Origin of the sequence: Gordonia sp. 135 (genome assembly GCF_009720185.1) — a bacterium.
Classification (GTDB): Bacteria; Actinomycetota; Actinomycetes; order Mycobacteriales; family Mycobacteriaceae; genus Gordonia; species Gordonia alkanivorans.
In genome coordinates this window covers 3,908,102-3,918,769 of the sequence record NZ_CP046257.1, presented here as the reverse complement: position 1 = coordinate 3,918,769, position 10,668 = coordinate 3,908,102, and the positions used below count along the sequence as shown (strand labels likewise).

General features: G+C 66.4%; 13 protein-coding genes. 6 read left to right on the top strand and 7 right to left on the bottom strand.

Features of this window, described 5'->3' with window-relative positions; all coding sequences use genetic code 11:
* The first annotated feature begins 69 nt into the window (after positions 1–69).
* Together GKZ92_RS17900 and GKZ92_RS17895 are read left to right on the top strand one after the other, a co-directional pair.
* Entirely contained in the window at positions 70–297 is a 228-nt protein-coding gene (locus tag GKZ92_RS17900; RefSeq protein WP_075863961.1) for an MbtH family protein, read from the top strand.
* Positions 298–584: 287 nt separating this feature from the next.
* Positions 585–899: a hypothetical protein gene (locus tag GKZ92_RS17895; RefSeq protein WP_075863960.1), complete on the top strand. Its 315-nt coding sequence runs from the start codon at positions 585–587 to the stop codon at positions 897–899.
* Positions 900–1,041: 142 nt separating this feature from the next.
* Here GKZ92_RS17895 and GKZ92_RS17890 read toward each other — a convergent pair whose 3' ends face one another.
* Both GKZ92_RS17890 and GKZ92_RS17885 read right to left on the bottom strand, forming a co-directional pair.
* Positions 1,042–1,695: a DUF4190 domain-containing protein gene (locus GKZ92_RS17890; protein WP_075863958.1), complete on the bottom strand. Its 654-nt coding sequence runs from the start codon at positions 1,693–1,695 to the stop codon at positions 1,042–1,044.
* 79 nt (positions 1,696–1,774) lie between these two features.
* Entirely contained in the window at positions 1,775–2,293 is a 519-nt protein-coding gene (locus tag GKZ92_RS17885; RefSeq protein WP_075863957.1) for a DUF4878 domain-containing protein, read from the bottom strand.
* Between the two features lie 155 nt (positions 2,294–2,448).
* On the opposite strand from GKZ92_RS17885, the gene GKZ92_RS17880 reads away from it, so the two are divergent.
* On the top strand, positions 2,449–3,525 hold the full coding sequence (locus GKZ92_RS17880; RefSeq protein WP_075863956.1) for an LLM class flavin-dependent oxidoreductase: 1,077 nt from the start codon (positions 2,449–2,451) through the stop codon (positions 3,523–3,525).
* Between the two features lie 154 nt (positions 3,526–3,679).
* The gene (locus GKZ92_RS17875) at positions 3,680–4,519 is read left to right on the top strand and encodes a glycosyltransferase (protein WP_075863972.1); all 840 of its coding nucleotides are present in this window, start codon (positions 3,680–3,682) and stop codon (positions 4,517–4,519) included.
* 18 nt (positions 4,520–4,537) lie between these two features.
* Here GKZ92_RS17875 and GKZ92_RS17870 read toward each other — a convergent pair whose 3' ends face one another.
* Both GKZ92_RS17870 and GKZ92_RS17865 read right to left on the bottom strand, forming a co-directional pair.
* Positions 4,538–5,545, bottom strand: coding sequence for a pirin family protein (locus GKZ92_RS17870; protein WP_035755168.1), 1,008 nt, complete (start codon positions 5,543–5,545; stop codon positions 4,538–4,540).
* A gap of 47 nt (positions 5,546–5,592) precedes the next feature.
* Entirely contained in the window at positions 5,593–6,348 is a 756-nt protein-coding gene (locus tag GKZ92_RS17865; RefSeq protein ID WP_035754969.1) for an acetoacetate decarboxylase family protein, read from the bottom strand.
* 421 nt (positions 6,349–6,769) lie between these two features.
* On the opposite strand from GKZ92_RS17865, the gene GKZ92_RS17860 reads away from it, so the two are divergent.
* Both GKZ92_RS17860 and GKZ92_RS17855 read left to right on the top strand, forming a co-directional pair.
* Positions 6,770–7,420 carry a helix-turn-helix transcriptional regulator gene (locus GKZ92_RS17860; protein WP_035755171.1) on the top strand — a complete coding sequence of 217 codons (651 nt, stop codon included), beginning with the start codon at positions 6,770–6,772 and terminating at the stop codon, positions 7,418–7,420.
* Between the two features lie 225 nt (positions 7,421–7,645).
* Entirely contained in the window at positions 7,646–8,023 is a 378-nt protein-coding gene (locus GKZ92_RS17855; RefSeq protein WP_155225489.1) for a LuxR C-terminal-related transcriptional regulator, read from the top strand.
* 44 nt (positions 8,024–8,067) lie between these two features.
* On the opposite strand, the gene GKZ92_RS17850 is transcribed toward GKZ92_RS17855, so the two are convergent.
* The 3 genes from GKZ92_RS17850 to sigK all read right to left on the bottom strand — a co-directional run bounded on the left by GKZ92_RS17850 (position 8,068) and on the right by sigK (position 10,622).
* Positions 8,068–9,072: an alpha/beta hydrolase gene (locus tag GKZ92_RS17850; protein WP_035754972.1), complete on the bottom strand. Its 1,005-nt coding sequence runs from the start codon at positions 9,070–9,072 to the stop codon at positions 8,068–8,070.
* Positions 9,073–9,196: 124 nt separating this feature from the next.
* The gene (locus tag GKZ92_RS17845) at positions 9,197–10,021 is read right to left on the bottom strand and encodes an anti-sigma factor (RefSeq protein ID WP_035754977.1); all 825 of its coding nucleotides are present in this window, start codon (positions 10,019–10,021) and stop codon (positions 9,197–9,199) included.
* Positions 10,014–10,622 carry an ECF RNA polymerase sigma factor SigK gene (sigK, locus tag GKZ92_RS17840; protein WP_155225488.1) on the bottom strand — a complete coding sequence of 203 codons (609 nt, stop codon included), beginning with the start codon at positions 10,620–10,622 and terminating at the stop codon, positions 10,014–10,016. The genes GKZ92_RS17845 and sigK overlap by 8 nt, the downstream gene beginning before the upstream one ends.
* Positions 10,623–10,668: the final 46 nt, after the last annotated feature.

Here is a 10,668-nt window from a genome sequence, read left to right as displayed (position 1 = left end):
CCAGAAATGAGACCCTGGTGACAGAGTCTCGAGCAGAACGACCGAACCCAAAAGTGAAAGGACAAGACCATGACCAACCCATTCGACGACGAGAACGGTCGCTTCTACGTGCTCGTCAACGACGAGAACCAGCATTCGCTGTGGCCGACCTTCGCGGACATCCCAGCCGGATGGACCAAGGTGTTTGGCGAGGACAGTCGCGCTGCGTGCCTCGAGTACGTCGAGCAGAACTGGACGGACCTCCGGCCGAAGAGCCTCATCGAGGCCATGGAAGCGGACAAGGGCGCCGGTTCCTAAACCGCTTTGTCCGGTATCGATCTACCGGAATGTCGGGACGATCGCGCGTGAATAACAAGTTAACCAACGATTCGCAGTGCACTACCGTAACTAGAACCCCACCAGTAACATGAAGTTGCATTTTCCTCGCAGATTTGCTTGTGGAATGTGCCACAGATGCTGAAGTAGGAGTCCTCAAATTCTTTGAGGTAGGGCACACTGTGTGGAAGGGCCGCAACGTACCAACGTCTGGGGAGGCGAGGACGCCGCGGTCACGCCGAAGTGGCGGGGGGAAAGGTAGTTTGACCATGGACGATCTGCTGCACGACATTCAGAATCGTGGTGCGATCACGCCGCATCTCACTGCGGTGCGGTTGGGCGACAAGGCGCTCTCGTACGGGGAGCTCGCTGACAGTATCGAGGACTACGACACGGTGCTTGCCGACCAGGGCATGTCTCACACCGCTGCGTTTTACGCGGCGCTGATGCACTGCGTGCCCGCGCTTGCCGACATCGAGCCCGCCGAGGCCCGGCTGCAGGTGATCGGTGAGGTTCAGGCATGGCTCGGGCGTGAGCGCGGGGAGGTCGCCAGCGTGCGCCCCCGCCTTCGCGCTGTCAGCTAGGCCCACAGCACGCAACGTCTCGACGACGAGACCCGCCCGGTGACACCGGGCGGGTCTCGTCGTCTGGGACTACGTTCGTTTTGCGACGATTCGCGGGAATCTGTATTTGCGGGTGCGGGTGCTGCGAACTGGCGGTGTCGGTTCAAAGACCGAAAATCAGTGCCAGGACCAAAATGATCGGCCCGCCGACGACGACACTTCCGGCGCCACAGACGATTCCGGTGACCGCGCGACCGGTGCCTCTACGTGTCGCGGGTGCACGGCTGACCTGTCTGATCCCCACGATGCCGGCGACGATCGCGACCATTCCGAGAATTGCCCCGAGTCCGAGGACGAGGGTCATCGGAACCGCGATCAAACCGGTTGTCAGCGCCAGCGATGCGGCGGGCGCTACCGTACGGCGTACCGTCGGCGACGAATACGGCAACGGTCGGAAAGCGGGAGCCGGCCGGAAATCGATGATCGACACCGGCCGGCGAGTCGACGGTCGGGCGGGTCCGCTCGAGGTGATGCCGAGAACGGGGTTCTGGTCGGCGGAGATCTGCAGGTCCCAGAAGTCGCCCACTGGCGGGAGTGCGGCGTGGTCCGCCGGTGCCGGGCGCACACGCGGCTCTACGCGTGTGACGGGCCGCGGCGAGGGCCCAGGTGTCTGATGTTCGGCAGGAGGCGCGGCCTCTGCTGCGGAGTCTGACGCCGCGGGAAGTGAGTTGTCGTCGAGATCGTTGACCGCGGGCCATCGGTCATGACGTTCGGTGATCGCCGGTGGGAACGGCTGGGTGGGAATGTCGACGCGCACGGCACCTCCTCGCTCGACGGCTCGCTGGACGGGCCGTACCGGGGCGAGTCTACCGGCGAGGAGGAAGTGCCTGCCGGTGTCAGCGTCCGGTGGCCATTCCGGCGAGCTGGGTGACGGCGTCGGCGCTGAGCTTCCAGCCGCCGTCGGCGTCGACATAGGTGAGCTTGATGTCGACCGGGGCCGGGGCATGCGGGCTGGCGACCGAGACCATGGCGACGGCCTGCTTGTCGCCGTCCTTCGAGACGTCCTTCACGGTGTAGACCTCAGGGGTGTAGCCGGCGACCGACGAACCCTTCGCGAAGGCGATGACCGCAGCCTTGGTGGCGGGCTCCGAGGTGTCGACGACGGTGTCGATCTCGTCGGCAGGTGTCGCCGGGTCGACGGCCTTGCGCAGAATGTCCTGGGCCCTCGAGTCGCTGAGGCCGGTCACCTCGTCGATCGCGTCACCGGCGGCGGTGGAGACCTCGGACGCGGCGGACTCAACTGCAGTCGACACCTTGCTGGTGGCCTCGTCCACGTCCTCAGATGAGCAGGCGGTGGCAACGAACAGCGCGGACCCGGCCATGGCGATGGCGGCGACGGACTTCCGGATCTTCATTGATTCCCCTTCATGCGACGCCTCCGCGGATCGGCACCGCGGAGTAGTGAGCCAACACTAACCCAGCGCTGAGACGGAATTAATCGGACCGCGGTCCGGTTATGCTGGGCGAGGCTGCCAGAGCAGCAGGATCGGCACGCAACGGGAGGCGCGACATGCAGTTCGGAATCTTCAGCGTCAGCGACATCACGACGGACCCCACCACGGGCAGGACCCCCTCCGAGAACGAACGGATCAAGGCGATCGTCGAGATCGCCAAGAAAGCCGAGGACATCGGCCTCGACGTGTTCGCCATCGGGGAGCACCACAACGAGCCGTTCTTCTCGTCCTCGCCGACGACGACCCTCGCCTACATCGCCGCGCAGACACAGCGTCTGCAGCTCAGTACGGCGACCACACTCATCACCACCAACGACCCGGTGAAGATCGCCGAGGACTTCGCCATGTTGCAGCACCTCGCCGACGGGCGCGTCGACCTGATGCTCGGGCGCGGGAACACCGGACCGGTGTACCCGTGGTTCGGTCAGGACATCCGCCAGGGCATCCCGCTCGCGATCGAGAACTACCACCTGCTCCACCGTCTGTGGACCGAGGACGTGGTCGACTGGGAGGGCCGGTTCCGTACCCCGCTCACGTCGTTCACCTCGATCCCGCGCCCGCTAGACGGCGTCGCGCCGTTCGTGTGGCACGGATCGATCCGCAGTCCGGAGATCGCCGAGCAGGCCGCGTATTACGGCGACGGCTTCTTCGCCAACAACATCTTCTGGCCAAAGGAACACTTCCAGCGGCTCATCGCCTTCTACCGCGAGCGGTATGAGCACCACGGACATGGCAAGGCCCATCAGGCCATCGTCGGCCTGGGCGGGCAGTTCTTCATCAGACCGCGCTCGCAGGACGCAGTGCGCGAGTTCCGGCCGTACTTCGACAACGCACCCGTCTACGGTCACGGCCCGTCGCTCAAGGAATTCACGTCGCAGACCCCGCTGACGGTGGGCAGCCCCGCCGAATTCGTCGACAAGACGCTGTCGTTCCGCGAGAGCTTCGGGGACTACCAGCGACAGCTGTTCCTCGTCGACCATGCGGGCCTGCCATTGAAGGTTGTCCTCGAGCAGCTCGACCTGCTCGGCGAGGTCCTGCCCGAGCTGCGCGAGGGGTTCGCTCAGGGTAGGCTCGCCGACGTTCCCGACGCGCCGACACACGCGTCGCTGGTGGCCGCGCGCTCACGAGTATGAGACTCGCCGCTCCCTATAGGCAGCTGGGTATGCCGAGTCTACCCGGACATTGTGCCTGGTCCGGAATCCTCCGCCTCGCCTAAGCCTCTCGAACTTGGTAAGGTTCGCTAAGGAGGGGAGGTCCGAAAAGCGGGATTTGCGACTGGAGACCAGGATGCCGAAGCTGAGTGTGATCATTCCCGTCCTCGACGAAGAAGATGCCATCGGACCCTGTCTGGAGGCCATAGCTGCTCAGACCTATCCGGTGGACGAGTGTGTCGTCGTTGACAACAACTGCACGGACCGCACGATCGAGATCGCGCGAACCTTCGAAAATCGCCTACCCCTCAGGATCGTGGCGGAGAAGCGGGCTGGAGTTGCCTGGGCTCGTGAGCGAGGTTTCGAAGTTGCCATCGGTGACCTGTTGGGGCGCATCGACGCCGACACCCGTCTAGAACCCAACTGGGCGCAAACCGTCGTGGATTTCTTCGAACAGCGACCGGATGTCGCGGCGGCGTCGGGCGCTACGTATCCGTATGACGTCCCATTTGCCGGCTGGTTTGAGCGCAGAGTCAGGCGCATGGCGGATGCGGATCGCGGACGCGAACGAGAAAACTTATACGGCGCGAACATGGTCGTCCGCCGGGAAGATTGGGATTCGACCCGTGCCTTGCAGCTCCTCGAGACCGACTTGCTCGAGGACGTCGATCTCTGTCTGGCGTTCAAGAAGAAAGGCAAGGTCATGTGGTGGCTACCCTCGCTGGTTGCCTCGCAGTCCTATCGTCGGGTGAAATCTTCGCCGATGGCCAGCCTTCGATACGCTCTGGCGGCGCCGCGCACATACCTGCGTCACCGCGAGTACAAGACTGCTGCTGTGATCACCGGTCTCATGCCGATCTCTCTGATAGTCGGGTGGTCGTTCTGGATCGTGCTGCTGCCTTACGACATCAAGACCCAGACCTGGCACTGGCGCAATGTATTCGCCGGCCAGGGACGGGTTCTGCCGATGGACTGATCGGCCGAGCCGCGCCCGTCAGGCGCGGCCCGGCGTGTTCGTCCGCGGCCGCAGCCGCGAGTGCGGCAAGGCGGGGGCGGGCAGGTGCTGGATGTCTCCGTCGTATCCCTGTACCTGCCCGAACCGTTCGCTGTGGGCCATCCACTCTTCGCGGAATCCGACGATCTCCTCATGCGTGCGACCGATGAAGTTCCACCACATCACGATGTCCTCGCCGAACGGGGTGCCGCCGAGAAGGATCACGCGGGCCTCGTCGTCGGCGACGTTGGTCAGCGTCAGTCGCGACGCGCCCACTCCGACGTAACCGAGTTCGGTGCGCTGGAGGGGTGCGGCCCCGGTGTCGGCGACCTCGATCGTCCCGGCGTCGACGAGGATGCCGTGTTCGAAGGCGGGATCGACGTCGAGGTCGAGGGTGGCGCCGGGCGCGAAGTCGAGCTGGGCGCCGAGCAGCGGCGTGAACGTGTGCACCGGTGACCGGGTGCCGAGCAGCTCGCCGAGGAACACCTTGGCAGTGACCCCGTCCAGCACGGTGTCGTCCGGGCGGTGATGGGCGAAATCCCTTGGGGTGTCGACGGCATCGGCGGGAAGCGCGGTCCACAGCTGCACCCCGTGCAGGATCGTGGTCTCCGGCGTCGACACCTCGGTGTGGGCGATGCCGTGTCCCGCGGTCATCAGGTTGATCTCGCCCGGGCGGACCATCGCGTGATTGCCCATCGTGTCGCGATGCTCGACCTCGCCGGTGAACAGCCAGCTGACCGTCTGCAGGCCGGTGTGTGGATGCGGCGGTACATCCATGCCGCCGGTACTCGCCACGTCGTCGGGTCCGTAGTGGTCGACGAAGCACCACGCGCCGATGAGTGACCGCGACCGTTGGGGGAGGGTCCGGTGAACGGTCATCGCGCGCGGACCGCCGAGGGGTACGTCGCGTGCGGTGAGCACCTCGAGGCGAAGGCGTCCGGACCCGGTCGCACTTTCGGCGTCGGTCCGGCATTCGACCTCGGCCGGCTGGGCTTCCAGATTGCTCATGGTGACCATTCTCCCCGGCGTCGGGGATCGCGGTGCCCGGAAAGACTTCAGACGACGGTCGGGTCCTCGAATCGCATGGTGATCTTCTCCACCGAGCTGGTCATCAGCGCATGCCGGCCGAGTCGGAGTGAGCGGAGTTCGGTGGCGATCGGATGGTCGCCGAGCGTGAGGCTCGCCCCGCCGAGGCGCGTGCGGGTCCCGCTCACCGATGTCAGCCGCCAGGGGGTGAGTCGGGTGACGCCGTCGAGCTGGGAGTAGGCGTGCAGGACGGTGTCGGCGGTCGTGTCCGGGACCTTGATCCCCGGTTTGATCCGCAGATCCGCGATCAGCGCGCCGTCGGCCTCGAGCCGGCCGTGCCGGACCGATGAGGTGTGGTCGACGTCGAACTCGGCCAGGGTCTTGGGGAAGCCCCAGATCCCGCGCCCGGCCGCGAGGGTGAAGTCGCCGTCGACCGGGAGTCGGTGCACGAGGGCGCGTGCGTCGCCCTTGGCGAGCGAGCGGAGCGCCCGAAGAGGCGAGGTCGGGGGCTGCGAGGGGTCGTCGACGAGGAAACAGACACCGAACTCGTTGTACGGCCCGAGGTCGCCGTCGACGTAGTCGACGAAGACCAGCATGCACATCGCTCGTCCCGGTCGGATGCGCAGCGGACGCAGGGTGCCTGGGCGTGCGGACTCGCTGTCGATCGCTCGCTGGACCGCGGCCGCGTCGGCGGTGAAGCCCGCGACGAAACACTGCGCATGCCGGATCTCGACGGGCATGGTCACCGTGGTGCCGAGGATGTCGTGGGACGAGGGTGCGGTCACCGGTACTCCTTCTACTGCTCTGACGTGGGGGCTGCTGGAACGGATCGATGCAAGACTAGAACGTGTTCTAGTCTTGCACGGCCAGGGTGCGGGGGCGTCGTGGAAGGCGGATGTCCCCCATCCTGTGGACACCGAAGGCGACGAAACGAGACGGATTGTCGCAGGTCCGGGCCGGAAAGCGGCCGGTGTCCGACTCGTCGTATACGGTTCGCCTCGTGTGCGGACGCGCCACACTGTGTAATTGCTGAGAGACGCGTGAATGCCGCACGGTGAGCCGACGGAAGGGGGCGTCGTCGATGCCCGAGGGTAACGTCGCATCGCCGCACCGAAGGGGTGCCGCGCCGAGTCGGATGTCGACGGCGAGGTGCGCACGGTGACGGCGAACGATGTGGTGGCGGAGGGTCGTGTCATCCGCGTGGGGATGATCGACGATCACCGCTCGCCGATCTGGGGGATCGAGCGGGTGTTGGACCCGGTCGACGACATCTCGCTGGCATGCTCGGCGTCCACGGTCGCGGGCGTGCTCGCGGGGATGCCACTCGACGTCGTGCTGCTCGATCTGCGCCTCGACGACGGCACCACGCCCAGAGAGAACGTCAACACGCTCTCCGCGGCCGGTGTCGCCACGGTCGTGTACACATCCGGTGAGCATCCGGCGCTCCTGCGTTCGGCAGCCCGGGCGGGCGCGCTCGGAGTGGTACTGAAGTCGGCCGAGGAGTCCGTCATCATCGACGCGATCCGGGCGGCCGCCAAGGGGCGGGCGGTCCTGACCACCGAGTGGGCCGCGGCCATCGACGGTGACCCCGAGCTGGCCGCGGTCGATCTGTCGCCGCAGCTGCAGAAGGTGCTGGCGCTGTACGCGTCGGGGGAGACCTCTTCTCGGGTGGGAGCGGCCCTCGGGGTGTCCGCGGAGACGGTGAACGAGTACCTCAAACGAATTCGTCAGAAGTATGCAGACGCCGGCAGGCCGACCCGGACGAAGGTCGACCTGTTCAAGCGTGCGGTGGAGGACGGCTGGCTCCCGGTGCCCCAACGGCACCGGAGTCGTGGCGCTTCGGATCGTCGACAATAGGTCGATCCGGATCGGGACCAGGGACTGCCCGGTTCGGAATCAGTAGGCAGACAAGGGGAACGGTGGGGAATCAGTGGGCGATCGGCGCCGGAACAGTAGGAGTCCCCATTTCTGGGTCTACCGGGCGACCGACAGCAGCACTACTTTCAGATCATTGGGAATGACGCGTGGAGCGTGCGGCGTCGGGGGACGTGGGCGATGCGCCAGAAATTAGGGGATGGACCAGTGACGGCCACTTCAGAGTTCTACCGAACCGCACAGTCCCGGGGGGCCGTGGACCAGCGCCGGGTCGGCTCGCCGGAATCGATGCTCCACAACGGGCTCACCCGGCTTTCGGATTACCGCCCGGCCGTCGACCGTGCACCGGCGGCGCTGCCGCGGCCGAGCCTGTCCGACCGCGAGGTCGAGGTTCTGCTCGGCTGGCTCGCTGCCGAGTCGAAGGAAGAGGCGGCCGCCCGGCTCTTCATCTCGGCGTCGACCGTGAGTACCCACCTCGCACGAATCCGTGCCAAGTACACCGCGGTCGGCCGTCCGGCCCCGACGAAGACGCACCTCTTCGCCCGCGCCCTGCAAGACGGATACACCAGCCTCGATCGCTGGTGACCGACCCGTCACACGCGCGGCCTGCGGTGATCCCGGAACGGGGGTCAGCGCAGGTCGCGCGCCAGTTTCGGCCAGGTTGCGTACAGGTCGTCCTGCCAGTAGCCCCACGAGTGGGTACCGGTGGGACGTAGATTCACCTGGACCGGCAGCCCGAGTGCGCGCATCCGCTGCACCATCTGACGGGTACAGATGTCGATGGCGACCTCGATGCCGCCACCCACGACGGCCTGGTTGACCAGGTCGAAGGCGCTGCCGTCGATACTCGGATCCCCGAGCCGCTCGTGCGAACCGGGCAGGCCGGTCCCGCTGGTCATGTACACCTTGGTCCCCCGCAGCTTCTCGGCGTTGAGGTACGGGTCGTTCGCACGCCACCCCGGTCCGCTCAGCGGGCCCCACATGTTGACCATGTTCGCCCCGCCACGATCCTCGACGACCATCCGGATGTACTGCTGTCCGGCCGGATCACTCGTCCGGGCACAGCCGCTGAACGCGGCCACGGATCGATAGAGCCCCGGGGCGGCGATGGCCAGATTGAGCACCGAGGTCCCCGCCATCGAGATACCTGCGATGGCGTTCGCGCCGGTGGTCGGGAACTCCTCGTCGATGATCGGCGGGAGTTCCTCGGTTAGGAACGTCTGCCACTTGTTGCGGCCGAGTACCGGATCGTCACGCTGCCAGTCCGTGTAATACGAGAAGGCGCCGCCGATCGGCGTCACCACGTAGGCGTTCTTGTCGGCGAAGTACTTCTTGTATGTTGTCCGGGCGTCCCAGGTCGCCGAGTCCTCGCCGCCGCCGGCCCCGTTGAGCAGGTACAGAACCGGAGCCGGTCGAGACCGGTCGCGTGGCGTGAGGACGGTCACCGCGACCGACCGGTCCATCGCCGCCGAGTGCACCAACAGCGTCGTCTGCTGGGGGTCGTCGACGTAGCGGTCGATGACCCGCGATCCGGGTTCCGCGCCGGCGGGTGATGCGGATACGCAGCCGAGCGCGGCGAGTAGCGCCGTCACCGTCAACAGAACCGTCCGGAACCGTCCGCCGTTCACGCCCACCGCGCCCCACCTGTCTTCTCTGATTCATCCCACCTCTGCCGACGCAGGACGCGCCGGCCGGCGAAATGGCCCCGCCGTCAGTGTAGGCATCGTTCGCAGGCGTACTCGGCGATACGGCCTCGGCTCAGAGACGGACCTGGGCCAGGATCGGCGTGGTCGGCTGCGGGGAACCGCCCGCGGGCTCGATGGTCACCGCCAGCACCTGGGCGTCGCCGAGCCCGTCGACGACGACCGGTTCGGTGTCGCCACCGGGGATCAGACCGGCCGGGACCGGTTTCTCCGCTCCGCCGACCAGCCAGAGCTGAAAAGTGCTGTCCGGTGAGATCGGACGGCCCGGATCCCGGATGAGGGTCACCGCGCGGCCGGCGGTCTCGGAGGTGATGACGGTGATCGTGCCGCGGTCGTCCGCCAGGGGTTCGGCGGTGATGGTCGCATCACCGGCCGCGAGAACGGTGAGGACCTCCTGCTGCGTCTCGCCGACCGAGGTCGCGGCGGGCGAGGGTTCCGGTGCCGTGGTGCGGCCGATCAGGACGCCGGCGCCGAGAGCGACGACGACGGTCACCGCGGCGGCGGCGAGCACGGCCGTCGTCCGCTGTGGACCCTGTCGGCGTCCGCCGATGGGCACGGGCTCAGGAATCGGAGGCGGTGTCGGCGCATCGAATCCGGCGGCCCCGTCGAAGACGTGGGTCAGTACCCGACCCCGAAGGCCGGAAGGCGTCTCGAGTGCGTACGTGCTCGAGAATCCGGCCATCGCGGTGTGGATCTCGACGATCCGGTCCTCATAGGCCGATCGTGCGTCCGGCGGGAGCGCGGCGAGTTCCCGTTCCGCGCGGAGGGTCTCCTCCGGAGTCAGAGCGGAAACGGCATACAGCTCGATGTGATCGTCGAGCCAGGCAGACATGCGGTCATCGGGATCCGTGTCAGTGGTTGTCATGGTCAGTTCAGACATCCTCCTGCGTCCCCAAGCACTGTTTCAGGCGGCGTAGGCCGTCCCTGATGCGTGACTTGATGGTGGGCAAGGGGGTCTTGGTCTGCTCTGCCACCTCCGGATAGGTCAGACCGCCGAAGTAGGACATCTCGATGGAGCTTCGTTGCAGTTCCGTGAGCTCGCCGAGGCACGTCCGTAGCGTACGCGCCTCGTCGGCGTGGACAACCACCTCGAGCGGAATGTTGCGTGGAGTTTCCACCGAGGCAGCGCCGTAGTCGGACATCCGTTCCTGCTGGAGTTGCTCGGTGCGCACGCGATCGACGGCGCGACGATGGGCGATGGTCATCATCCAGGTGAGGACCGACCCCCGGGCGGCGTGGTACTGGCCCGCCTTCTGCCAGTACTGCAGGTAGGCCTCCTGCACGATCTCCTCCGCGTATTCGCGGTCGCGGACGACGCGGAACGCGAGCCCGTAGATGCGCGAACTCGTCAGGTCGTACAGACGCGTGAACGCGGCACGGTCCCCGGTGGAAGCCGATTCGAGAAGATCGCGCAACAAACGAGATTCGTGTCCACGTCCGTGGTCCGCATCGGGGGTCGCGCTGCCGTCGTCCGATGTCACCTCTTCACCGTAACCGGAATGGCCGGGAGTTCTCCGGCGATCCGCG